Origin of the sequence: Erwinia sp. 9145 (assembly GCF_000745075.1) — a bacterium.
Taxonomy (GTDB): Bacteria; Pseudomonadota; Gammaproteobacteria; order Enterobacterales; family Enterobacteriaceae; genus Erwinia; species Erwinia oleae.
In genome coordinates this window covers 102765-126916 of sequence record NZ_JQNE01000001.1, presented here as the reverse complement: position 1 = coordinate 126916, position 24152 = coordinate 102765, and the positions used below count along the sequence as shown (strand labels likewise).

Genomic DNA, 24152 nt, shown 5'->3' with positions numbered 1-24152 from the left:
GATGCGGTTTGCGGGATAGCAGGCCTAACTTTCCTTCTCAACCAGCAGCGTTTCCAGCAGATCCAGATCGTGCAGCAGCTTCTGCATCGTTTCATTACTGATTTTCTGCGTGGCACGCAGATGGTAAAGCTCGCCGCGTTCGGCGCGCAGCGCGGTCAGACGGAAGCGACGCTCAAGGTTTTCAGCATACTGCGAACGCTCCAGATCGGCCTTGCCGTCCGCGCGGCGGCGCAGGTTGCCAATCACCCGCAGGCTGACCTCTTTCAGCAGGTCGGCATCAATGTTCTCTTCGGTGTCACTCACCAGCCGTTCTTCCATTTTATGCAGGCTTTCAATGGCCGTTTCCGCCATCACCACCTTCGCCATCAGCTCTTCGCGGCGATGTTCCGACTTGTCCGTACCGGCCACGCCGCGCAGCAGCAGCGGCAGGAGGATCACGCCTACCACCAGCGAAACCAGAATGACGCCAGTTGCCAGGAAAACCAGTTCGTAGCGCGCCGGGTAAGGTTCGCCGTTACTCAGAAAGAGTGGAATAGAGAGCACGCCCGCCAGAGTAATCGCACCGCGCACGCCAGCAAAAGAGGCCACCAGCAGCTCGCGTGTCGAATAGTGGGTAAACTCCATCGGCTTTTTCTTCAGCAGGCGATTGCTGATCACCTGCATTGTCCAGAGCCAGCCAAAACGTACCACCATCAGCGCCGCATAAATCAGTGCGACCGAAGCGAAAAGCATCCACAGATCGACGTTCGGATCGGCATTGGCCTGGCCGATAGAGATCTCCAGAATGCCCGGCAACTGAAGCCCCAGCATCAGGAAGACCATGCCGTTAAACACGAACTCCAACATATGCCAGACGCTGTTGGCACGCAGGCGCATTGCCAGCGGCGCCTGACGGATAATGCCTGAGCGGGAGATGGTCATCCCTGCCGCAACGGCGGCCAGAATGCCCGATACGCCAATATGTTCAGCAATCAAATAGGAGGCAAACGGCAGCAGCAGCAGCAGCACGGTTTGCGTGGCCGGATCGTCACCGCTCCAGCGGCTGAGCAGACGCAGCGACTTGCCGTACAGCCAGCAGATGGCAATGCCCGCCAGCAGGCCGCCGATGGCGACCTTCAAAAACTCAATAGTGGCGCCGGAGACGGTAAACACCATAGTGCCCATCGCCACCGCCACGGCAAACTTCAGCGATACCAGGCCTGAGGCGTCGTTCATCAGCGCTTCGCCCTGAAGGATCGACATGATTTTCTTCGGAATGCGCCCTTCGCCAACGATACCGGAGAGCGCCACGGCGTCGGTGGGCGACAGCACCGCAGCCAGCGCAAAGGCGCCCAGCAGCGGGATACCCGGCACCAGCCAGTAGATCAAATAACCAATGCCGACAACGGTAATCAACACCAGTACCAGCGCAAGCCCGATGATTTCGCGCCCGTGATGCAGGAACTCACTGGTCGGCGTTTTCCAGCCGTCGGCGAACAGCAGCGGCGGAATAAACAGCACCAGAAACAGTTCAGGATCGAAGTCCACATGCAGGCCAAACGTCGGCCAGGCCAGCAGCGCGCCCGTGGCGATCTGTACCAGCGGCAGCGGGATCTGAAAGGGAATAATGCGTGCGGCAACGCCGGAAAGCGAAACCACAAGCGTCAGAATGAGAATAGTGAAGAAGATTTCCATGTTTTCCTTAAGCGTCTTCCAATGTTTTACACAGGTACCAAACGATTAAAACGACCATCAGCCTTTGATAGTAAAACAAAATTGTAAACCGTTTAAAAACAGGATGTGTGTTATTCAGGAGGGAAAAGACCGAAAAATAAAAAAAGGCCGGATAACCGGCCCTGTGCGATCAGATTGCCCAGCCGCCCGCGTAAAAGGCGATCAGCGCGACGGCGATAATCACCGTGCCAATATTCAACTTACGCCACTCGCCCGCGAAGATGCGACCAATCACCAGCGAACCGAAGCCCAGCATAATGCCGGTGACAATGTTACACGTCAGTACGATAAACACCGCCGTCACCAGCCCCGCCATCGCATCAACAAAATCGTTGAAATCGATTTTTGAAACGTTGCTCAGCATCAACAGACCCACGTACATCAACGCCGGCGCGGTGGCATAGCCCGGCACCAGATACGCCAGCGGCGAAAGGAACAGGATCAGCAGGAACAGAATGCCGACAACAATTGCCGTCAGCCCCGTTTTGCCGCCCGCCGCCGTACCCGCTGCGGATTCAATATAGACCGCCGCAGGCGATGCGCCGACCAGGCCGGAAAAGATGCTGCTGAGGGAGTCGGTGGTCAGCGCTTTGCCGCCGTCAATGATCTGGTTGTCTTTGTCCAGCAGGTTTGCCTGGCCCGCCACCGCGCGAATGGTTCCGGTCGCGTCAAATACCGCCGTCATTACCAGCGCCAGCACGCTTGGCAGGACCGCCGGTTGCAGCGCGCCCAGAATATCCAGGCTGAACACCAGTGAATGGCCCTGCGCATCGCGCAGGCTTGGCATGGCAAACAGCCCCTGATATTTCACCGCCGGATCGAAGATCAGGCCGATAATGGAAATCGCAATGATGGTCAACAGAATACCGCCAGGCACGCGACGCTTCTCAAGACCGAAAATTGCTGCCAGGCCAAGCATCGCCATCATCACCGGAAAAGACGCGAAGTTGCCCAGCGAAACCGGCAGGCCCGGCGCAGGATTTTTCACCACCAGTCCGATGCCGTCCGCGGCAATCAGCAGCAGAAACAGACCGATGCCGATACCGGTGCCATGCGCCACGCCCATCGGCAGATTACGTAAAATCCACGCGCGAATGCCGGTTGCAGAAATAACGGTAAACAGTACGCCCATCAGGAACACCGCACCCAGCGCCACCGGCACGCTGATATGCTGCCCCAACACCAGACTGAATGCGGTGAAAGCCGTCAGAGAGATCGCGCAGCCAATCGCCAGCGGCAAATTGGCCCACAGCCCCATTAACAGTGAGCCCAGGCCAGCGACCAGACAGGTTGAAACGAAAACGGCGGTGGGCGGGAAACCGGCTTTGCCAAGCATAGACGGCACAACAATGACCGAGTAGACCATGGCGAGAAAGGTCGTCAGGCCAGCCAGAATCTCCTGGCGCACGGAGGAGCCGCGCGCAGAAACGTTAAACCAGGCATCCAGCGAACCGCCGGCCTGAGGTGAAGGTGTCGACATAGTGAAAATCCCCTGAGAATTTTTATCGTTTATTAATGCGTGGCGCATGAAGCACAATCGGGTTCAACGCTTCCATCCTGGGGCGCTATGTTCACCGCTCGCAAAAAGCCCGAAGGCGGCGATCGGAAAAAAGCAAACGTTTACTTCGCTACGCAAAAGGCCGCATTGTTTTAAAAGGCAAACGATTATCCAGCGTTTAATAGTGCCTTTTCAACACCCGTTCGTGGATATATTTCTTTTTCGCTTTGCGTTGCTCTCAGGAGAGGATGGCTAGCTGAGCTGCACCTCACCGCCCTGCTCGATTGCGCGCTGCCAGGCGGGACGCGCCTGTACGTTCTTAAGCCATGCCTGAATGGCCGGCGAATCCGCTGCACCGCCGCGCGCGCTCAGCGCCTGAAGCGGGAAGCTCATCTGCACATCGGCAATGCTCATCTGCGCTCCCGCAAACCACGTATTCTGGCTCAGGTGCTGCTCGATAAACTGCCGATGCGTGGCAAGTTGTTTATCCAGCCAGGCTTTTTGCACGCCTTTACCGAAGGCGTTACCAATGGGCCGCAGCAGCCAGGGAACGGGCGGCTGCCCCATGCGACTGAAAATCAGCTTCATCACCAACAGCGGCATCAGCGAGCCTTCCGCATAGTGCAGCCAGTAGCGCGACTGAAGATGTGCTTCCTGTCCGGTCGGCAGCAGCCGTTTTTCCAGGTCATATCGCTCGGCCAGATACTCCAGAATCGCGCCCGACTCGGCAACCACCTGCTCGCCGTCGGTTATCACCGGCGATTTTCCCAGCGGATGGACTTTCTTAAGCGCGTCCGGCGCCAGCATGGTCGCTTCGCGCTGATAGCGTTTAATTTGATAAGGAACCTCAAGCTCCTCCAGCATCCAGATGATGCGCTGCGAGCGGGAGTTATTCAGGTGATGAACCGTGATCATGAACTGGCCTTGTGTTGTGAAGAGGATCCTTATTATAGACGCTACGGCTCGCTACCCGGCTCCAACAAAATCGCGCCGGTGCCGCGTTCGCTGAGCCGGTCACCGGGGTTGCGTAGCGGGCAATCCGCCATCGACAGGCAGCCACAGCCGATGCAGCCGTCCAGATCGTCCCGGAGCCGTGCCAGCGTTTCGATGCGCCTGTCGAGTTCTTCGCGCCAGCGTTCGGTCAGCACCTTCCACTCTTTTGACGACATGCGTTCGCCGGGGGGAAACTGCGCGAGGTGCTCGCCGATGGTGGCCAGCGGAATGCCAATACGCTGCGCGATTTTAATAATCGCCACGCGTCGCAGCACGTCGCGATGATAACGCCGCTGGTTTCCGTTGTTGCGAAAACTGCTGATTAAGCCTTTGCTTTCATAGAAATGCAGTGCTGAAACGGCGACCCCACAGCGCTGTGCCACATCGCCCGGCGTAAGTTCGCGCTTGTTAAGGTTATTGCGACTTTTTTTCATTTGGCACTTTACCTCAAGTTAACTTGAGGAATTATACTCATCAGCCATCAGGAAGGCGAAACTTCTCAACTCTTTTTTCAATTAATGACCCGTTCCCATTACTCAGGGAGAAAAGACGTATGCACGACGACATCATTCACACCCTTACCGACTGGATCGACAGCAATCTGGATAAATCCCTCTCCATCAATGAGGTCGCCGCAAAGTCTGGCTACTCCAAGTGGCATCTTCAGCGTATTTTCCGCTCGGTGACTAAAAAGACATTAGGCAACTATATTCGTGAACGTCGCCTGACCAGGGCGGCAGAAGCGTTGCGGCAGACGCAGCGTCCGGTTTTCGATATCGCCATGCAGTATGGTTACGATTCTCAGCAAACCTTCTCGCGCGTTTTTCGTCGACAGTTCTCGCAGACGCCGACAGCTTACCGCCATACCATGCGCCGCCAGCCGCTACCGCACTATCATTTTGACTGCGGCGCGTCGGCTGCAAACTGGCGCGCAAACGACGACTGTTCTCAGGCCTGCTGATTGTCTCTTCGCCCCGATATTCCTCTGTCGCTGTCGGGGCGGCGGACGCATCATTACCTTTTTTCCGCTTTAATTCCCCCTGGCACGCGCTCGCTGACGATTTTGGCACTACCATACCAGGTTCAAAATTTGTTCAAAATTTAAAATACGGTGATATAATGTGACCTGCGTCACACTTATAAGACAGCTTATGTCTGATTTTAACGCAGGCTTCCCTGGCAACCTGCCGCTCGAATCGCGTGACGTCATTTTTGTTGGGGCTGATATTGCGTGGAGTAGATAAAGCTTATGGGTACGTTGACCGCCGGCGTGGTGATGATGAGATGGGAACTGATTAGCGCCGTGATGATGTTTTTTGCCAGTACATTTAACGTTAAATGCCGCCAGACCAGTCACAACGTGATGGCATTCGTCTTTACCAGCATCGGTATCGGCATGTCCTGCTGGTTCGTCACCGGCCTGTTGGGGATCACGTTAAGCATGGCGAATTTACATCACATCTGGTACATCGTCCGCGATGCGTTTATCAACGTCATGAACAACACGCCAGCCAATTTTCCTATGCCGTGAGCATAAGGCGCCGCCGATCGCGGCGCAGTGTGTGTCTAAATTTTCTTCAACACGGCAGGGATCGTCGTGATATCCGCTGGCTGGTAATTTTGCGATGGCGTGTTTGGCTTGTTTTCCTGAAGCCACATGTCGCCCATCAGCTTATCCAGCCCCTGTCCCAGACCCGTGACCATTCCCGCGCCGGGCGTAAAGGTCAGTTCGCCAAAGAAGATCTGGCCTTCGTTAATATACCAGTCAACGCGAACGTAATCGAAATCAGCCGCCAGCTTTTTACTCAGATCAAGCGCCCTTTCCAGGGTTTCCAGTTCACTGCTGATATCCAGCCCGGTATCGCGAATTTTATAAAAACACTGGGTCAGATTGTTAACGTAAAAGTTCATCGATAACGGTGAGTTGCCACAACGGTTATAGATCACCTGAAGCACATACTCAAAGTTCCCGTCTTTTTTGTTGAACATATGGAACTTATAGTCAATGGCGGCGAATTTTCCGTCGCCGATATATTGTTCCACCAGTATCCGCGGCTTGATATAACGGTAGTGAATTTCGCGTGCCTCATACGAGAAGTCGCGACTCAGCCATTCATCACAGCGTTTAATCAACAACTGCTTCTGTATGCTGTCCGGTTCTTCAAGCAGGATCTCAACCATACCTGAACCGTGATTTGGCTTAATAACGGTATTTTTTAACGACTTGAGTCCAAGCAGCGTACGCGGATCGGCCGTTTCATGCAGCAGTGGAATTAAGTACTCATCACCGATAGTATGCGAAATATAGTCTCTGACTAAATACTTGTCTGAAAGTGCTCCGTATCGAACATAATCTCCCATGATAAATTTCCTGTAGAGAACTTTTTCATTGAAAAGCTTTGGTCGATGAAGGTTAGGCAGCTTTTTAAATCTGTGTAAATAATAGATTCGATCCTGATAAGACCATGGAATTTTCTTAAAAAGATAGAGTGCGCCTTTTCTCAATTCTTTTTTGAGATTAAACATTTTTGGCCTCATTTGTATATTTTGTAGTTTAGTGAGGAAAGCTGTATTTTAAGAATAATTGCATTCTTAAAGAAATAGTTCATTACGGTAAGAGATAAGAGTTCAGTAATAAGAACGCTCCAGGCTGCGCCTGTTAATCCCCAGGAACGGATGAAAAACCAGTTGGTTGCCACGCTAATTACCACCAGCAAGATCACCTTCACCAGCAGGTAATTAAAACCCCCTTCTTTCACCATATAGCGATATGCCACTGTTCCCATTGCCGATAAGCAGGTAGCCAACGACAATAACGTAACGAGATCTCCTGATTCTGTGTAGTCATGCCCGTAAAGGGTAGTGATGATTTCCTCGCCAAAAAGCGCAACGATCAAAAGCATCAAAAACGAAACTGCCATAACATAACCATTCAGCCTCGCGGCCAGTTTTACTGCAACATCCGCGCGCTCTCTGAAGATTTCAGAAAAACAGGATGTGATGATCGCCACAGGAATAAAGATCCATGAGGCCGAAATCGTATTCGCGGCGGTAAACAAGCCCAGTTCATGCGCTGAACCCACACCCACCAAAAAAAACTGCGCCAGCTTGACCTGAATGGAGATAAAGACGCTGGAAATTGCCAGCGGCAGGCCTGCGTGCAGCAGATAACGCAGATAGCTTTTTTGCTTTCGCTTTGGCGGAAGCGTAATGCTGTTGGCCTGATAAAACATGCTGCGTTTGATCAGGTATGGCACCAGCGTAACCGCGACAATCGACAGCGACAGCAGCAGCGGGCTGAGCCTTAACCAGGCCACGGCGAAGCTGATAGCAAAGCTCAACAGCATACCGATGGCGTTGGCAATGGTGTTCATACGTGACGCCAGACGCGCGTTATTGTAAACGCTGAAAATATCCTGGGTAACGAACAACGCTGCGAAAAAAGAAGCAACGGCGAACACCAGAAAATTTTCTCGCATGGTCAGCCAGATATACAACAGCACCGGTGCAGAAAGTAACAATAACAGCGCCATACGGAGCCGTTTTGCCACAGCCATCAGCCGTATCCCTCGTGGTGCACTTTTGCTAATACTCTTAAACAGAATAGTTTCAGTACCAAATATGGCGACGGCCTGAACAATTGAAAAAAGTGATGCAGAAAATGCTATTTGTCCAAAAACGGATGGACCAAAGGATTTTGCAACATAGGATGTAACAAATATCACGCCGAATACGGAAACGATTTTTTCCGACATCATCCAGACGGCGTTGGACATAACACTGTGTTTCATCGAAGCATCCTTTGAAATTCTGTCTGCGTTTACCACATCCGTGTTTACTTCAAAAAATCTCGCCTGGCATTGGCCTGCGAAAAAAATGATACGGCTATATTATTTAGAATGTTGCGCGCAAAAAAATACCGCTCTTATTTAAAAGACGAATTTCAATGCTGCCTGCCTTAAAGATTAATCTTACTAATTCCTACCACCCTGATTCTATTCACCAAAAGCGTAAAATCCGTCAGATAGCATGGCACAGGATTTTTTGCACCGCAGGGTGAATCATTCTGAATTTTTCACTGGCCTTGTTGCTGGCGTGAAAAGAATTTATAACAAAAAGTGAGATATCGAAAGGTCACTCTCGGTATTACAAATAAAATCGGAGAAATCCCATGATGATATTTTGAAATAATCACTTAAGTTAATCCTGATATTTTTGAATGCGCTGCGACGCGCCGTTACGTCTATTTGATTTTAATCAGATCCAGTCATTAATTTAGTCATTCCATTTTTGTGATAGTTAAGAAAGGTAATAGCATCTATGAGAAAGTCACGATATACAGAGGAACAAATCACCAGCGCGATTAAAGCATCCGAGCGTGGGGTAAAGGTTAAAGAGATATGTGAAGAGCTTGGCATCTCCGAAGCCACCTTTTATAGCTGGAAGAAGAAATATGCCGGACTTTCCTCCGAAGAAGGAAGAAAGATCAAGGATTTAGAAGAGCGGCTACATTACGTTCAGCGTGAAATGCAGACGCTGATGTCAGATAAGGAGATGCTACAAAGCGTCCTTAAAAACTTTTTTACCACTAATGACAAGCGACAGGCCGTTAATTATCTACAAGATACCTTTGAGATTGGCACCCGCCGGAGTTGCCGTTTGTTAGATATTAGCCGTAGTGTTTATCATTATCCCTACAATCTGGAAAACCAATAAAATGCGATTTAGTACACATTTTTAGCAATTTATGAATCCCCTTTAATATTCACATTACTAATTGAATATGAAGAGTAGTTTTTTGTGAAAGCGATTTTCATTGATGAATGATTCTATTTTTTTATCGCTTACCAGGCCAGAACTTCACACGCCACTGAATTAAAATCATTTATTTTCAATAGCTTGAGCGCGCATCTATCTTTGTCTGCAAAGATAAATGCGCCCTTCAAGACTTAAGCCCTTTTTAATTATTGCTCAAAAATCATACAAAACACTTAAGTAAATTGTATGTTTATTTCTGATTAAATGATTCACAAATCTGCATCTTTCCGCAAAATTGCATTTATTATGCTAGTCCATTTTTTCAGGCAAACCCGCGTACAGCAGTACACCCCCGCTTCACAACGGCATTCCACCTAAGTCAAACCGTTAAAAAAACTTTATGCTTTATGATAAATACCCTGTTTTAGGGTGCTGCCTTCTTACATGCCATACGAAAGAAACTAATGTGTTTAACGGTTTTTTGACGTTCAGAGAACGCGTGCGTGCGCTGATAATTTGAATTAAGTATGGTTTACCTTTACTAAAGTCGTCTCAAATATATCTGATTGCTCGTTAATACGGTCTTCTTTATCCATCATTACAGAAACGCCGGACGCCTGAACAAGGTGTTTTTTATACCGTTACAGGCCGGTAAAAAGCATAAACACATGCGGTAAAGAGTCTGAAAAACACGATATCGCTCACAGTTCTGAAAGGTAACAGACGGCCAGAAAGGCCATTTTTAATGAGAAATGACCAGAGGAAACCTGACAACAGGCTATTTTTTTGCGATGCGACGAATAACAGGCGCTGGTTTAATCAGCGTTGTCAGGACCACGCCAGTCAAAAGACAGAGGATGCCAACAGCGGTGATCGGCGGCGGCCAGCTCTGACGTAACAGAAAGGTATAACTCAACCCGGCAAGGATCTCGAAGACAATCAGCGGCCCCACCAGCACCGTCGGGAGTCTCTGGCTGGCTTCATTCCAGCATAGCGTGCCCAGCCATGAACAGAACAAGCCAATGGAAAGCATGAGCGGTAGAAAAATTTCTGGCTTTGGCCCCAGCGGCAACGTGAAGACAGGATCGGCGGTATGCAGTTGTAAGCTCACCAGCAGATACCCGATTAGCGCCAGCGGCAGCGTGGCGACGCCCTGCGCCGTGGCCCAGGTGGTGGCATTCTTTTCGGGATGCGCGCGAAGCCAGCGCGCGTTTCGCAACGGATACCATGTCCAGCAGATCAGGGCGCACAGGGCCAGCGCGATGCCCGTCAGATAGCGCGAGGCATCGCCGTGATGGTTAGCGCTTTGCCATTCCGCAACGTTAACCAGCCCCAGCCCCATCGCGATAAGCAGCAGTACCGGCAACAGTTTACGCCAGGGCAGTCTGCCATCGTGATGACCATAGAAATAGTTTGCGCTAATGGTGATTATCACAGGCAGCGTGCCGATGATCATGGTTGAAACGGGCGCGCCGGTGCGCTGAATCGCACTTGCCAGAAAGGTGTAATAAAGGAGGTTACCGACCAGAGCCAGTTTTAGCGCTTCATGCCAGTCGCTGCGGGTCAACAGCGCCAGACGGCGACGATCGCGCCAGGCAAGAGGCAGAGCAATAAGGCCAAAGGCGACGTAGCGCGCCACCGACTGCAACGCCCCCGGATAGTCCGGCACCAGTAACGGCCCGACAAAAATCAGCCCCCACATCAGGCCTGCACAGAGAGCAAAAACAACACCCGCTAACATAGATAACCCGCATATCAATCAAACCGGCGGTGATCGTCACCCGCGCTGATGAAGAAAGATTGTAGCATGCAGGAATCTGCACCACCCGCTTTGCCTCTCTCGCAGCGCGGAAGATAAACATCACCTCAACCATGATGAAAAAGGCATTACGCCCTGAGCATGGTTGAAGTGAGGTTGAAATACGCGGTGATTCAATGTCTCTCCCACGTAGATTGATTACACAGGTTGAGCATGTCTGATACTGCATTAGTCCGCCGTCAGGAGAGTGGCCTGACCGTTTTTCTTTCATTGGTGTCCGGCCGGTTAAGGCCCGGTAAGCTGTGGTCAACGCGCCGTTATCGGGTGAAATATCTCTTCCGCTCGCTCATCTATCCCTCAGTGACCTGGAAGCTGGTCGATGCAATGGCCAGCAATGCAATAATGCGCGATATCCTGCCGGTTCAGTCCACGTTGCCCGCAAAAGCACATCGCCCCTATTTATATGGCGGCATGGCAACCGCCGCGCGTGCTCAGGCCATTATCGATCATTATCAGTTCGTCCGGTCGCTGACGACTCCACGCCTGCGCCAGGCGATGCTGACGGTCGCAGGCACCACGCTGGCACAGTTCCGGGGGAAAAATGACGAGGACGTTGCCATCACTCTGGCCTGTACCGGAACCTGTGAAAGAGAGGGCGAAGCAAACCTGTATATCACCTGCGACGGAGTTCGTCTGGCCATCCTGACCTTTACGGTCATGCAGGATCAGAAAGAGCAAGTGCTGGTTATCGGCGGCATGCAGGGTGCGCACCGCGATACGCCGCATTCGCTGATCCGCGATGCAACGCGCGCCTGTCATGGGCTATTTCCCAAACGATTACTGATTGAACAACTGATGATATTTGCCGCTGAAAACCACATCGGCAAAATTTATGGCGTCAGCGATGAAGGCCATGTTTTCCGCAGCCTGCGCTACAGGATGAGAAAGCGGCGCGTGTTTCATGCCAGCTACAATGAATTCTGGGCATCGCTGAACGCGCAGCCACAATCGAAAAGCCTCAATTTGCTGCCGCAAAGCATTGAGCGTAAACCACTTGAAGAAATCGCCAGTAAAAAACGTGCAGAGGCGCGCCGCCGCTATGCGCTACTGGATGCGCTGAGCGCGTCGTTTCCTCGTTAATTAAGGACGCGACGCGTGGATTCAGCGCGTCTCTTCTTTTGCCACATCATCAATCAGCCAGCTGTCACCGACCCGATGCAGCGTAACCAGCAAGCGCTGCGCATCATCAAAGCCGTTGCCTAAAATCACATCGCCGGACGCGGCCTCGCCGTTAACGGTGAAACGCCCGACGCTGACGTGATCAACCCAGTCATCGCTGTAGTCCTGATCCTGTAAAAAATAGTCATCATCCATACCATCAGGACTTTTAATCAGTACAGAGATCTTCTGCAATAGCTGCGGCGTCACGTATTTTTTCAGCAGGGGATCGTGCTCGTCGATAGGGCTCTCATCCTGACTCAGCGCCGTTAAATACCAGTTATAAAAATCCCTGCCGATTGCTTCAGGATCGGCTGCCGTCGCGCGCAGCGTAAACAGCATCAGGCTGCAAGCCAGTAACCCTTTTTTCATCAATGCCATCTCTGCTCATTTATTGCCCCGCTAATCTACCCTGTTGCACCGCTTTCCGTACGTTTTTTTAGTAACCGTTTATGCATCATTGCGCAACCAGCGCGTGAGCAGAGCCGCCAGCGCCTGCGGCTGTTCCAGCGGCAGCATATGGCCTGAACCGGCAATGACTTCAAGCGTGGCATGAGGAATGTTATCGCAAAGGGTTTGTGACTCGGCCATCGTCCGCATGCGATCGTCCGCCGCCGCAACGACCAGCGTCGGGCAGCTTATCTGCTTCAGCAATGCCGTATCGCCACGGCGCGTCATCAACAGCTGGCGGCGGTAAGCTTCCCTGCCCACCCGCAGGCTCATGGCGCGAATGACGGCCTGTAGCGCCTCATCGTCGGCGCGCTTCGCGCTGAGCGAGAGCGCAATAGCCTTCTGGCCCAGCCCACGGAACGGGCCGCTGGTCGATGCCAGCGCCGCCGCCGTAGCAGCTTTCGCCCGGCGAGCGCGTTCGCTGTCCGGCTGGCTGGAGGTGGCGATCAGGATCAGTCGTTCGACCCTTTCCGGCACGCGGCGCAGGATCTCGCGCGCCACAAATCCGCCCATTGAAAAGCCAACCAGCGTGAACGTTGCGGGACACTGCTGAAGTACGCTTTCCGCCATCTCTTCGACGGAATTCCCCTGAGAGAGGTCGCCAAAAATCAGCGGGCCGAACGGCGAAAGATCGCTTTCAACTTTTTGCCACAGACCGGCGTCACACATGACGCCAGGCAGTAAAACCAGACCTGCCATTCATGAACTCCTTATCACTCAACGCGATAAGGATAGCAGCGCTGGCCGGTCTGTAACGCCGTTATTTTTCCGCCTGACGCAGTGTCGCCGCCGCCGCCGCCAGTTTCAGGCACGCTTCGTCCAGCACCGCATCATTAATGGCGTAGGCGATACGTAAATAGCCCGGCGTACCAAACGCAGAGCCGTGCAGCACCGCCACGCCCGATTCCGCCAGCAGCCAGGCAGCCACCGCGCGATCGTCCTCCAGCACGTCTCCCGCCGGTGTCACGCGTCCGATCAATCCCTGGCAGTTGGCAAACACATAAAATGCGCCTTCAGGCGCGCGGGCGCTCATGCCGTCAATCTCAGCTATCATGGTCAGCACCCGCTGCTGACGCTGTTCAAGTTTGTCGATCCATCCCGCCAGAAAGGTGGGTGGCTGCACCAGCGCGGCTTCTGCGGCGGCCTGAGAAATACTGGAAGGATTCGACGTGCTTTGCGACTGAAGCACCTGCATGGCGGCGATCAGCCAGGCGGGCCCGGCTGCGTATCCCAGCCGCCAGCCGGTCATCGCATGGCTTTTCGACACGCCATTGATGGTCAGCGTTCGGCCAGCAAGTTCAGGCGCGGCGGCGGCGAAGGTAGTAAAGGCGGCGCCGCCGTAGCGCAGCGGCTCATAGATATCGTCTGCCATAATCATCACGTTCGGCCAGTCTGATAACACCTCCGCCAGCGCGCGCAATTCATCCATGCTGTAGAGCGCGCCGGTAGGATTTCCCGGCGAATTCAGGATCAGCCAGCGGGTTTGCGGCGTCAGCGCTTTTGCCAGATCGTCAGGCTGAAGCTTCCAGCCGTGTGCTTCGTGGCAGGGCACAATCACCGGTTCGCCCTCGGCGATAGCCACCATGTCAGGATAGGAGACCCAGTAAGGCGCAGGAATGATAACCTGTTGCCCTGGATCGACCGTTGCCAGCAGCGCATTAAAAATAAGCTGTTTGGCGCCGCTGCCCGCGATGATTTCGCTGTGGGTAAAGGTGAGCTGATTGTCCCGCAGGAACTTCTGCGCGATAGCCGTTTTCAGCGAAGCGGTGCCCGCCACGGCGGTATATTTTGTCTGTTCGCCGATGATGGCGGCAATCCCCGCATAAGCGATAGGCTGCGGCGTGGCGAAATCCAGCTCGCCTTCTCCCAGGTTGATGACTCTTCTGCCAGCCGCTTCGAGCTCGCGCACGCGATCGGAGATGGCGGCAGTGGGCGAAGGTCGTACCTGCTGCATACGGCGCGCGATGTGGTTATTATTCATAAATCCTCTTTTGTCTTTAAAGCGTCAATCAATACAATCGTGAGCACGATTTAACCCAAGGCTTACAGGAAACTTACCGTGTCGCTTACTTTCATTGTTGATGATACCCAACGCCCGGCCCGCTTTGGCGCCAGCGCGGTGTGCTGGTCTTCCGCTCACCATCTGCCGCTGTGGAGCCTGCGCCCTGCGTTCGATGGCGACTATCCGGACAGCCACCAGCACGTGGTCAGCGCGGGCTACTGCGTAACCACCGGCCTCTACCGCGACAGCCATGCGCAGGAAGTGACGCACGTCGTGCAGCTGCCTGAAAGTGATGCCGTTGTCGTGCTTGCCGCTCGCGACCAGGCACACATTGAACGTCTTCCCGGCGTCAGGCTCTTCAGTCGGGACGCTGGCGACCGCCTGGTGCTGAGCGATGAACACGGCCAGCAGCTGTTGCAGTTGCAGCCGGACGCTTTTGGTCGCTGGACGACGGCACCGTCTTCCCTTCCCGCACCACGGCTGTGCATTGGCCTGCCGGGACGTGAAACCGATCTGCGTGAATCGCCCACGCTTGCCGCGCTGGGCGATGCGGCCCATCAGTTAAACATTGGCATAACGCTGCGCTTCCTGCCGCCGGACGGCCTGTCGGACGATGTCGATGAACTGAGCGGGCTGGACGCGCTGATCCTGCCGGGCGGTTCATCCATGCGCGTCGTGCGCGGGCAGATCCGTCTGGCGGCGGCCACTCTGCATCGCCCGCTGCCGGTGCTCGGGCTGTGTCTCGGTATGCAGAGCATGGCGACCGCCGCGCTGCAAACGCAGGCCGGCTACGCCGACGCAATGCTGGCCGAAGTGTCGCCAGCTGCCGCGCTGCACAGCTTCATTGCCTTTGACGACCGTCGCCATCGCTGCGGTCTGCTTCCGTTTTCACCCTGCGCGCCGCTTCCGTCCGGGCCTGGCGTGATGGCCTACAACCACCGTTATCGCTTCAATCCCGCGCTGCGTTCGCCGCTTGCGGCAAGCGGCGTTACGGTCAGTGCGGAAACCGATGGCATTGTGGAAGCCATCTCGCTGCCGGAGCATCCTTTCTGGCACGGCGTGCAGGGGCACCCGGAACTGCTGTCACGCCCGGATGCGCCCCATCCGCTGTTTATTGCTCTGTTAAACGCGGCGGTCAGCGCGCAAGCGTAACGCCGCTGCGCGGGTCGCGGGCAAGCGCAGCCATTACCCCGGCCAGCGCCGTCTGCGCGCTGTCCGATATCGGCTTGAGCGGCGCGCGAACCGTGCCGCCGTTGAAGCCGCGCAGCGCCATCGCCGCCTTCACTAATTGCGGCTGGCCGTGCTGGCGCGCCAGCGCACGATAGTCGTACCACAGCTGATGCAGGTCGCGCGCGGTGTCGGCATCGCCCTGCTCCAGCGCGCGGAAAGTGGCGAGGATCACTTCAGGCAGTGCGCCGCTGTTGGTGGTGCTGATGCCGTCAAAACCGCACATCATCGGGCCGAGAAAAGCCAGATCGGAGGCGCAGAACAGGCGCAGCCGCCCGCGAAGCTGGTTAGCGATCTGATCAATGGCCGTTGGGTTAAGATCGCCCTGCTTGATACCAACCACGCCGGGGATCTCCGCCAGCTTCACCAGTTGGGCAGGCGACAGCGTGATACCGATGCCCGGCGCGTTGTAGATCAGGATGCCGGTTTTCGACAGCGGCGCCATCTCCTGGAAAAACGCGTGAATCTGCTCGTCGGTGATCTCACTGACGAATGGCGGGGTCACCATCGGCAGGCCGCCCAAATCGCCCGCCAGCGCGGTAAGCTCGCGTACTTCGCGCGGCGAGGAAGAGGCGCTGCACAGCATCACCGGCACACGATCGCCGACAACCGCCATCACCTCATTAAACAGCCGGCGACGCTCGTCCAGCAACATCACCGGAAACTCGCCGTAGGTGCCGCCAATTAAAATACCGTCGTAGCCCAGCGCAATTACCCGCTCGATATTTTCCGCCAGCGCGGCAAAATCGATGTCGCCCTGCGCATCAAAAGGCGTCACCGTAATGTTGAAAATGCCCCGCAGGCGTTCACGGCACTCGTTAATGTCTTTCATACTGGTTCCTTATAATAAAGTGAGAGGGCGGGCCAGGGTGCCCAACTGACGGTAGCCGGTGTCGGTAACCACCACGGTTTCACTGACGCCAACGGTAAACTCGCCGTAGATGCGCAGCGCGGGCGGAATGTGAAAGGTCATGCCTGGTTGCAGTTCAGTGGTCACGCCGCTGTAGAGGCTGAGGATTGCACCTTCGCCCCAGTCCGGCGCAAACGAGACGCCTACGGAGTAGCCGGTGCGTTTTTTGAAGTTGTCGGTAAAGCCCGCGCGATCGATAACCTGCTGGCAGGCAAGGTGCGGCGCTTCGCAGGTGGCGCCGGGGCGGATCGCGTCCAGCGCCGCCTGAAGCGCTTCCTGGCACACTTTTTCCATTTCCTGCGCGATCGCAGGCGGTTTGCCGAGCCAGGCGGAACGCATCAGCGCCGCATGATAGCGATCGTGCGCGGCAGCCATTTCAAGGAATACAGGTTCGCCGGACTGCAAGACGCGACGGCGCCAGGTGCCGTGCGGAATGCCGGTGCGCGGCCCGCTGGAAACCAGCGGCTCCATGCCGACGTACTCCGATCCGGCGGCAATGGCCGAACCCATCATGGCCGACACCAGCGCATTTTCGTCCGCGCCCGCGCGGATCGCCGCAATGCCCGCCGTCATGCCTGCATCCACGTAGCGCGCGGCCATGCTGATTTTTTCCAGCTCGGCGGCGGATTTCACCGCGCGCAGCGGTTCGATAACGCCTGCCGCATCGGCCACCGTACCCAGTTTGTCCTGGAGGGTTTCATACACCGCAATCGGCAGGAACCAGCCGCGCTTATCAATGCCGATACGCTTTTTCAGCCAGTCGCGCTGTTGCAGCTTGCCGACTAAAAAATCCACCGGGTTGTCGCCGTCCTGATAGATGGCGGCGTCGCTGATATAGGTGTTGGCGATAAAGTTGAAGTATTCCAGTTGACGAATAATAAAAACGGGTTCGCCCTCGACCGGCAGCAGCAGCGCCTGGAAGGTGTAGTAACCTGGCGTCTGTTGGCCGGTAAGCCAGAAGATATTTTCCGGGCCGGTGACGATCATCACGTCGATACCTGCCTGGCTCAGCCGCTCGCGGGTGCGATGGATGCGCTGTGCGTACTCGTCGGCCGCAAAGGCAGATTCACTGCCCTGAATCACATTATCGGGGTGTTGCATCAGAAAAACTCCTGAAGAAAAGTGGCGCGCGCGGCATCGAAATGCACGCCCAGACCGGGGAGATCGGGCACGCTCACGCAGCCCTGGTGGTAAAAAGGACCGCTGACCGCATCGTCAGTCAGCCCGTCGGCGCCGTAAAGTTCGGCAAAATCAGGTTGGATACGCTGGCAAAGCTGGATGGCCGCCGCCGTCGCAGCGTGGCCCTCATTCATCTGGCCGATCATAAACGGGACGCTGGCCGCCTTCAGGCGCTGTGCGGCGGCAAGCGTGGGTAGAATTCCCCCCAGTTTCACCAGTTTGAGGTGCCCCCACAGCGCGCCGCCCGCTTCCGCCAGGCGGGCGATGGCGGCCTCGCTGTTGAGGCTCTCATCCAGCATGAGAGGGATGCCGCAGGCGGTGAGATCCGCCAGCGCCGCATCGTCCGCAACGGCAAGCGGCTGCTCAACATAGCTGAGCGACAGCGCTGTTAACTGTGGTAAATACGCCTGCGCCTGGCTGACAGACCACTGCCCGTTGACGTCAATCGCCAGCGAGACAGCGTCGCCAAAACGCGCGCGCAGCAGCCTCAGCCGCCGCAGATCGGTGGCGAAATCCGTTACGCCCGCGCGCAGCTTGAGCTGAGTAAACCCGCGTTCGAGATAGGTTTCCGCCTGGTCGATCAACTGCGCGTCGCTGCCCCAGAACAGCGTCTGGTTGGTGGCGACAGGAAGCGGTGAGGCGCCGCCGCCCAGCCAGCGCGACAGCGGCTGGTTATGCTGACGCGCCTGCAAATCCAGTAACGCCATCTCCAGCAGCATTCGCGAGGGCGTCAGCAGGCCGCTGTCCGGCGCATGCACCGCCGCCAGCTGCGCGGCAATCTCCTGCGTCCCGTTCCGGCGCGCCAGGTACTGCTGAACGTTATTCAGCACCTGCGTTTCGCTGTAGCCATGCAGATACTGAATATTCAGTCGCACCTCGCCAACGCCCTGCGCGCCGTCATCGTCAAGCGTCAGCCACAGGGTATCCAGCGCGTTAATCGCCCCGGACGCGGCGGTATGCAGCGTGACGCCCGCGTAGTGAAGATCGCCCCGCCAGAGTCTGGCCTTCACGATGCCGCCTCCACGGGCAGCATCGCCAGCGCAATCGCCCGATAGATAGAGGCGGCAGCGATAAATTCCTCAATGGGCACGAACTCATCCGGCTTGTGCGCCACCGCCAGCGAGCCGGGGCCGATCACCACGCCTTTCGCGCCAAGCGTACGAAAGTGCACCAGGTCGCAGCCGCCCTGAAAACCAAACGGCCCCGGATCCGGCTGGCCATAGCGACGACAGGCGTCGAGGCTCGCCTGCACAATCGCTTCCGCGCTGTCGGTTTCGGTGGCGCCGCCGGTAGTGGGTTGCCAGGCGACGATCTCCGCCTCCACGCCGTAGCGCGTTTGCGCCGTCTGCAACAGCTGTTGCAGTTCCGCTTTCACCGCCGCTTCGTCTTCTCCCGGCACCATACGACGATCGAGCAGCAGCTCGCAGCTTTCGGGCACCACGTTATCGGCATGGCCGCCATGAACCCGCGTAACGGTCAGGCTGGCATTGCCCACCAGCGGATGACAGCGGCAGCGAACCTGCTGGTGGTGCGCCTCTTCCACCAGCCCAAGCAGTTTTGCGGCACTGTAAATGGCGTTGACGCCCAGCTCCGGCGTGCCCGAATGCGCGGAGACGCCTTTTACCCGTACGCGTGGACGCAGGCTGCCCTTGTGCGCCGAAAAGGTGGCGTTTGAGGTAGGTTCGCCAATTACCGCGAAATCGATAGCGGGCGGCGCGTCGCGCACATAATGCTTCGCGCCCTCGCTCGCCACTTCTTCATCGGCGGTGAACACGCCCATCAGCGTGCCGGACCAGCCGTCGCGCTGTGCGGAGAGCAGGCGCAGCGCCTCGATCATTGCCACCATCGGCCCTTTGGCATCACAGGCGCCGCGTCCATACAGTTTCCCTTCCCGCTCGGTGAGCGTAAAAGGATCCTGGGTCCAGCCTTCTCCGGCAGGCACCACGTCCAGATGGGTATTGAAGGCGAAACACGGCCCGCTGCCGTTGCGCAGCACTGCCGTCACGTTGGTACGGCCCGGCGCATATTCGCTGAACGACAGGTCAAAACCGGCTTCTTCCAGCCAGCCCGCGACGCATTCGGCCGCTTCGCGCTCGCGTCCCGGCGGGTTTTCGGTGTTGATCGCCACCAGCGCGGTCAGGTTCTGTTTCATGCGCACGCTGTCGACGTTACTGGTCGTCATAGTCACTCCGCTATTAATGTAAGATTTGATCGAGGAAGCGGCGCGCGCGCTCGCTTACCTGGCCGGAAAAGAAGTCGCTGGCGCTGGCCCGTTCCAGAATTTCACCCTCTTCCATAAAGAGGATCTGGTTGGCCGCGCGGCGTGCGAAGCCCATTTCATGCGTCACCACCATGCTGGTCATGCCCTCGGCGCTCAGTTCCGCCATCACGTCCAGCACTTCGCGGATCATCTCCGGGTCCAGCGCCGAGGTCGGTTCGTCGTAGAGCATCAGTTCCGGCTTCATCGCCAGCGCACGCGCGATAGCCACACGCTGCTGCTGACCGCCGGAAAGCTCGTCGGGAAAGTGATCGGCGCGGTCGGTGATCCGCACCTTCGCCAACAGATGTTCCGCCTGCTTACGCGCCTCAATGCGGTTGAGGCCGAGCACCGTCATCGGCGCCAGCATGATGTTTTCCGCCGCCGTGAGATGTGAAAACAGCTCATAGTTTTGAAAGACCATGCCGATGCGCTGGCGAAGCTGGTGCGGCGGCACTTCGCCGCGACTGATGTTCTGGCGATTAAAGAAGACGTCGCCGCCGTCGGCGGGCGTCAGCAGATTGACGCAGCGCAGCAGCGTTGATTTCCCGGAGCCTGACGGCCCAATCAGCACCACCGTTTCTCCGCGTCGAACGCTGAGCGAGCAGTTTTTCAGCACGATTTGCCGCCCGAAGGCTTTATCAATACCGGCCAGTTCCAGCAGCGGTTTGTTATCAATACTCATGACGCCTCCCGTGCCGGTTCCGGCAGCGCAGTTTTACCGGACTGGCTTTTGCGCCGACGCTGTTTCGGATCCAGCGAACGCTCCAGCCACGACTGGAAAATCATAAAAAGGGTGGTCAGCAGCAGGTAGTAGATGCCCGCCGCGCACAGCGCTTCGAAGTAGCGAAAGCTGGCGCTGGCGGTCTGGTTGGCGATCAGCAGCAGCTCCTGCACCGCAATCACCGACACCAGCGCGCTGGATTTCAGCATGCTGATCATCTGGTTTCCCATCGGCGGCAGCACAATTCGCGCCGCCTGCGGCAGAACCACCTTGCGCATGATCTGCGCGTTGGTCATCCCCAGCGCCATGCCCGCCGTGCGCTGGCCGCTTTTCACCGCCTGAAGACCGGAGCGCAGTATTTCCGCCATGTAGGCGCCTTCGTTGAGCGAGAGCGCCAGGATGGCACAGGTAAACGCCGAGAAGCGGATGCCAAAACCGGGCAGCACGTTGTAAACGAAGATGATTTGAAACAGCACCGGCGTCCCGCGAAACAGCCACAGGTAAAAGAAGGCCAGGCCGCGCGCGGCGCGGAATCGCGACTCCTGAAGCAGCGCCAGCACCAGACCCAGCACCACGCCGCACAGCAGCGCGCTGATAGTGATCAACAGCGTCATCCACGCGCCTTCAAGGAAGGAAGGTGAGATGACGTACTGCCACATTAACTCTATTGACATAACATTCTCCGGGTAGCGGCTTTAGAAAATGGCGACCGATTCAGGGAAGCGCCATTTCTCGATAAGCTGCTTATAAGTGCCGTCTTTCACCAGCGCCTTCAGCCCTTTCTCAAGCTGAGCGCGGGTTTCGCTGTCGCCCTTGCGTACCGCAAAGGCGATCTGCGTATCGGCTTCGAATTCCGGGCCAACCGCTTCAAAGACGCCCGGTTTTTCGGTCAGCAGCGCTACCGTGCCCGGCGTGGAGAGAAACTCCGCATCGGCACGGCCCTGCGCCACCGCCACAGCGGAGTCGGTGGCGGCCGGGAACGTCATCACGTTGATGGCCTCTTTTTTCGCCGCCAGACATTTTTTATTGTCCTCGCGCGCCTGGCTCTCTTCGATGCCGCCCAGCGTGACCACCACGTTTTTACCGCACAGAGAGAGATCGCGGCCGGTGATGCCGGCCGGATTCCCTTTACGCACCACCACGCGGCTGCCGATCTTCAGGTAAGGCACAAAATCCACCTGCGCGGCGCGCGTCGGATTGACGTACATGGCCGAGTTGATCACGTCCAGGCGCTTGCCCTGAAGCGCAGGGATCAGCCCTTTGAACTCCATCTGCATGGGCGCCGGGGTCAGGTTAATGTGTTTGCTCAGCGCGTTAATCAGATCGATATCAAAGCCGGTCAGCTGCCCGTCCTTGACGTACTCAAAAGGCATAAAGGTGGCGGCAGTACCGTAGGTGAGCTTGCCGGGCGCGACGCTTTCGGCGGCCTGACTGGCGAACGGCGTTAATGCACACAGCATCAAACCCAGTCCGGCAACGTGACGAAACATCAGATTTTGTCTGGACATGCTCTTCTCCTGGCGAAAATTGATTGGTTTTTGTGGCTCATTAAATACAATCACTGCGGCAGCAAATGCCTCTTTTATGTGCAGCAGTGCGCGAAAATGGTGCAGAATTTGCTTTATTTCGCGCTGACTCCTGCCTGTGATATCGTACTTAATGAACAAATAAATACATTTCAGGACATCTTACTCATGCAGTCTGCCTCTTCCGCAAGCAGTCGCCGGATCGCCCGACAAATACTTGACCTGATCTATGAAGCAAGATTCGATCCAGGTCATCATTTGCGTGAACAACCGCTGGCCGACGCGCTCGGCGTTTCCCGCACGCCGATACGCGCCGGACTGAAAGAGCTCACGCTGCTGGGCGCGGTGGAAGCCAGGCCTAATCAGGGATTTTTCCTGTTAAAGAGCGGCGACGAACTTGAGCGCCTGGCGATTGAGCAGCCGATCAGTAACGATCAGGCGCTCTATGAGCAACTGGTGCGGGAACGTATCGCCGGCGCGCTGCCGGAAACGTTTAACCAGACGGAGATCGCCCAGCGCTACGAGGCGGATCGCGGCGTGCTGACGCGCACGCTGCTCAGGCTGGCGGAGGACGGGCTGATCGCCCGTAATGCGGGCCACGGCTGGCGATTTCTTCAGACGCTGAACTCCGAAATCGCGCTGCGCAACGGCTATGGCTTTCGCCTGATGATTGAGCCTGCCGCGCTGCTGTCTCCACAGTTTCGGCTCGACAGACAAACGCTGAAGCGCATTCGCGCACGCCATCTGTGGCTGATTACGCATCCCGATATTACTCAGGTTCCGGCGAAGCACATCTTTGAAACCGATGCCTCTTTCCACGAGATGCTGGCGGAAGCAAGCGACAACCCCTTTGTTCTTCAGGCCGTACAGCAGCAAAACCGCCTGCGTCGGCTGCTGGAATTCGGCAGTTATCACAACAAACGCCGCGTCAAAGAGTGGTGCGAAGAGCATGTGGCCATCCTTGATGCCATACGCGCAAACAGACTGGATGAAGCCGCTATGCGCATGCGCGACCATCTGCAATCCGCTTACGATCAGGTGGTGGTAAAAGTCGCCAGAGACTAAACGGCACCCTTTTTGCATTATCTGCTTCTGAAAAAACAAACAGGAGAGATAATGGATCTGCAAATCAAACAACGCGTCGCGCTCGTCTGCGGCGCAGGGAGCGGCCTTGGCCGCGCTATCGCCCTTTCTCTGGCGCAGGAAGGCGCGTATGTCGCAGTGACCGGACGCAGCAGGGAAAAACTGGCGGAAACCGTCTCGCTCATTGAGCAGCAGGGCGGCACCGCCCATGCATGGACACTGGATTTGGCGGCACCGGCGGACTTTGACCAGACGCTGAACGCCATCCACCAGCATTGGGGCGACGTGGAGATTCTGGTTAACAACTCCGGCGGCCCGCCGCCTGCGCGCGCGCAGGGAACAGATGCCGAGCGCTGGCAGCAGCAGTTTGGATTGATGGTGGGATCGCTTATCGAGCTGACCGACCGCGTTTTGCCTGCCATGCGCCAGCGCGGCTGGGGCCGCGTGATCACCACCACCTCCTCAGGCGTGATCGCGCCTATCGCCAATCTGGCGCTCTCCAATGCACTGCGCATGAGCCTGCTCGGCTGGTCAAAAACGCTGGCCAGTGAAGTGGCCGCCGACGGCATTACGGTGAATGTGATGGTGCCGGGACGCATCGCCACCGATCGCGTACATCAGCTTGATGCGATAAAAGCAGAGCGGGAGAACAGCACCGCCGGAGACGTGGCGGAGAAAAGTCGCCAGACCATCCCGGTCGGGCGCTACGGCGACCCGCAGGAGTACGGCGCCGCCGCCGCATTCCTTGCCAGCCAGCAGGCCGCCTACATCACCGGCAGCGTGTTACGGGTGGATGGCGGACTGATCCCTTCGGTGTTTTAAGAGGGGCTAACGCGGGCGGTTTACACCACGCCC

General features: G+C 56.3%; 24 protein-coding genes. 7 read left to right on the top strand and 17 right to left on the bottom strand.

The features are described 5' to 3' along the window. Window positions 1-24: 24 nt before the first annotated feature. The 4 genes from FA91_RS00595 to soxR all read right to left on the bottom strand — a co-directional run bounded on the left by FA91_RS00595 (window position 25) and on the right by soxR (window position 4638). Complete coding sequence (locus FA91_RS00595; protein WP_034911555.1) at window positions 25-1674, bottom strand: Na+/H+ antiporter; 1650 nt, start codon at window positions 1672-1674, stop codon at window positions 25-27. Between the two features lie 169 nt (window positions 1675-1843). Then, complete coding sequence (locus tag FA91_RS00590; protein ID WP_034911551.1) at window positions 1844-3193, bottom strand: NCS2 family permease; 1350 nt, start codon at window positions 3191-3193, stop codon at window positions 1844-1846. A 270-nt stretch (window positions 3194-3463) separates the two neighbouring features. After that, on the bottom strand, window positions 3464-4126 hold the full coding sequence (locus FA91_RS00585; RefSeq protein WP_034911550.1) for a glutathione S-transferase: 663 nt from the start codon (window positions 4124-4126) through the stop codon (window positions 3464-3466). A gap of 41 nt (window positions 4127-4167) precedes the next feature. Then, complete coding sequence (gene soxR / locus FA91_RS00580; RefSeq protein WP_034911548.1) at window positions 4168-4638, bottom strand: redox-sensitive transcriptional activator SoxR; 471 nt, start codon at window positions 4636-4638, stop codon at window positions 4168-4170. 119 nt (window positions 4639-4757) lie between these two features. Between soxR and soxS the strand changes: the two genes are divergently transcribed. Continuing rightward, window positions 4758-5165: a superoxide response transcriptional regulator SoxS gene (gene soxS, locus FA91_RS00575; protein ID WP_034911546.1), complete on the top strand. Its 408-nt coding sequence runs from the start codon at window positions 4758-4760 to the stop codon at window positions 5163-5165. Window positions 5166-5453: 288 nt separating this feature from the next. Next, a complete protein-coding gene (locus tag FA91_RS00570; protein WP_034911543.1) occupies window positions 5454-5735 on the top strand; it encodes a YjcB family protein in 282 nt (93 codons plus the stop codon). Window positions 5736-5770: 35 nt separating this feature from the next. Here FA91_RS00570 and FA91_RS00565 read toward each other — a convergent pair whose 3' ends face one another. Together FA91_RS00565 and FA91_RS00560 are read right to left on the bottom strand one after the other, a co-directional pair. After that, window positions 5771-6730 carry an ATP-grasp fold amidoligase family protein gene (locus FA91_RS00565; RefSeq protein WP_034911541.1) on the bottom strand — a complete coding sequence of 320 codons (960 nt, stop codon included), beginning with the start codon at window positions 6728-6730 and terminating at the stop codon, window positions 5771-5773. Between the two features lie 8 nt (window positions 6731-6738). Further along, window positions 6739-7995 carry a polysaccharide biosynthesis C-terminal domain-containing protein gene (locus FA91_RS00560; protein ID WP_034911538.1) on the bottom strand — a complete coding sequence of 419 codons (1257 nt, stop codon included), beginning with the start codon at window positions 7993-7995 and terminating at the stop codon, window positions 6739-6741. Window positions 7996-8524: 529 nt separating this feature from the next. On the opposite strand from FA91_RS00560, the gene FA91_RS00555 reads away from it, so the two are divergent. Next, the gene (locus tag FA91_RS00555) at window positions 8525-8920 is read left to right on the top strand and encodes a transposase (RefSeq protein ID WP_034911534.1); all 396 of its coding nucleotides are present in this window, start codon (window positions 8525-8527) and stop codon (window positions 8918-8920) included. 820 nt (window positions 8921-9740) lie between these two features. Here FA91_RS00555 and FA91_RS00550 read toward each other — a convergent pair. Next, on the bottom strand, window positions 9741-10703 hold the full coding sequence (locus FA91_RS00550; protein WP_034911532.1) for a DMT family transporter: 963 nt from the start codon (window positions 10701-10703) through the stop codon (window positions 9741-9743). Window positions 10704-10934: 231 nt separating this feature from the next. Between FA91_RS00550 and FA91_RS00545 the strand changes: the two genes are divergently transcribed. Then, window positions 10935-11861, top strand: coding sequence for a VirK/YbjX family protein (locus FA91_RS00545; protein WP_034911531.1), 927 nt, complete (start codon window positions 10935-10937; stop codon window positions 11859-11861). A 21-nt stretch (window positions 11862-11882) separates the two neighbouring features. Here the strand turns inward: FA91_RS00545 and FA91_RS00540 are convergent, their stop codons facing one another. From FA91_RS00540 to FA91_RS00530, 3 genes are all read right to left on the bottom strand, one after another. Next, entirely contained in the window at window positions 11883-12311 is a 429-nt protein-coding gene (locus tag FA91_RS00540; protein WP_034911529.1) for a DUF3828 domain-containing protein, read from the bottom strand. A 78-nt stretch (window positions 12312-12389) separates the two neighbouring features. Further along, entirely contained in the window at window positions 12390-13088 is a 699-nt protein-coding gene (locus FA91_RS00535) for an alpha/beta hydrolase (protein ID WP_034911527.1), read from the bottom strand. A 61-nt stretch (window positions 13089-13149) separates the two neighbouring features. After that, window positions 13150-14370 (bottom strand): pyridoxal phosphate-dependent aminotransferase, encoded by a 1221-nt coding sequence (locus tag FA91_RS00530; RefSeq protein WP_034911525.1) that lies wholly within the window; start codon window positions 14368-14370, stop codon window positions 13150-13152. Between the two features lie 78 nt (window positions 14371-14448). Here FA91_RS00530 and FA91_RS00525 point away from each other — a divergent pair, with 78 nt between their 5' ends. Next, on the top strand, window positions 14449-15543 hold the full coding sequence (locus FA91_RS00525) for a gamma-glutamyl-gamma-aminobutyrate hydrolase family protein (RefSeq protein WP_034911522.1): 1095 nt from the start codon (window positions 14449-14451) through the stop codon (window positions 15541-15543). Here FA91_RS00525 and FA91_RS00520 read toward each other — a convergent pair. From FA91_RS00520 to FA91_RS00490, 7 genes are read right to left on the bottom strand one after another with little or no spacing between them, the layout of a single operon-like run. Beyond that, window positions 15527-16450, bottom strand: coding sequence for a dihydrodipicolinate synthase family protein (locus tag FA91_RS00520; protein ID WP_034911521.1), 924 nt, complete (start codon window positions 16448-16450; stop codon window positions 15527-15529). The two genes, FA91_RS00525 and FA91_RS00520, sit on opposite strands and share 17 nt — an antisense overlap. A 9-nt stretch (window positions 16451-16459) precedes the next feature. Next, window positions 16460-17629, bottom strand: a complete 1170-nt coding sequence (locus FA91_RS00515) for a Xaa-Pro peptidase family protein (RefSeq protein ID WP_034911520.1) — start codon at window positions 17627-17629, stop codon at window positions 16460-16462. Beyond that, window positions 17629-18717 (bottom strand): mandelate racemase/muconate lactonizing enzyme family protein, encoded by a 1089-nt coding sequence (locus tag FA91_RS00510; protein ID WP_034911517.1) that lies wholly within the window; start codon window positions 18715-18717, stop codon window positions 17629-17631. Before FA91_RS00510 ends, FA91_RS00515 begins: the two co-directional genes overlap by 1 nt. Continuing rightward, window positions 18714-19889: a M20 family metallopeptidase gene (locus FA91_RS00505; protein WP_034911514.1), complete on the bottom strand. Its 1176-nt coding sequence runs from the start codon at window positions 19887-19889 to the stop codon at window positions 18714-18716. The genes FA91_RS00510 and FA91_RS00505 overlap by 4 nt, the downstream gene beginning before the upstream one ends. Before the next feature lie 13 nt (window positions 19890-19902). Beyond that, on the bottom strand, window positions 19903-20649 hold the full coding sequence (locus FA91_RS00500; RefSeq protein ID WP_034911512.1) for an amino acid ABC transporter ATP-binding protein: 747 nt from the start codon (window positions 20647-20649) through the stop codon (window positions 19903-19905). Beyond that, window positions 20646-21362 (bottom strand): amino acid ABC transporter permease, encoded by a 717-nt coding sequence (locus FA91_RS00495; protein WP_034911510.1) that lies wholly within the window; start codon window positions 21360-21362, stop codon window positions 20646-20648. The genes FA91_RS00500 and FA91_RS00495 overlap by 4 nt, the downstream gene beginning before the upstream one ends. A gap of 21 nt (window positions 21363-21383) precedes the next feature. Continuing rightward, window positions 21384-22196 (bottom strand): ABC transporter substrate-binding protein, encoded by an 813-nt coding sequence (locus FA91_RS00490; protein ID WP_034911508.1) that lies wholly within the window; start codon window positions 22194-22196, stop codon window positions 21384-21386. A 186-nt stretch (window positions 22197-22382) separates the two neighbouring features. Between FA91_RS00490 and FA91_RS00485 the strand changes: the two genes are divergently transcribed. After that, entirely contained in the window at window positions 22383-23279 is an 897-nt protein-coding gene (locus tag FA91_RS00485; protein WP_034918729.1) for a GntR family transcriptional regulator, read from the top strand. Window positions 23280-23330: 51 nt separating this feature from the next. Then, window positions 23331-24119 carry an SDR family oxidoreductase gene (locus tag FA91_RS00480; protein ID WP_034911506.1) on the top strand — a complete coding sequence of 263 codons (789 nt, stop codon included), beginning with the start codon at window positions 23331-23333 and terminating at the stop codon, window positions 24117-24119. Window positions 24120-24152: the final 33 nt, after the last annotated feature.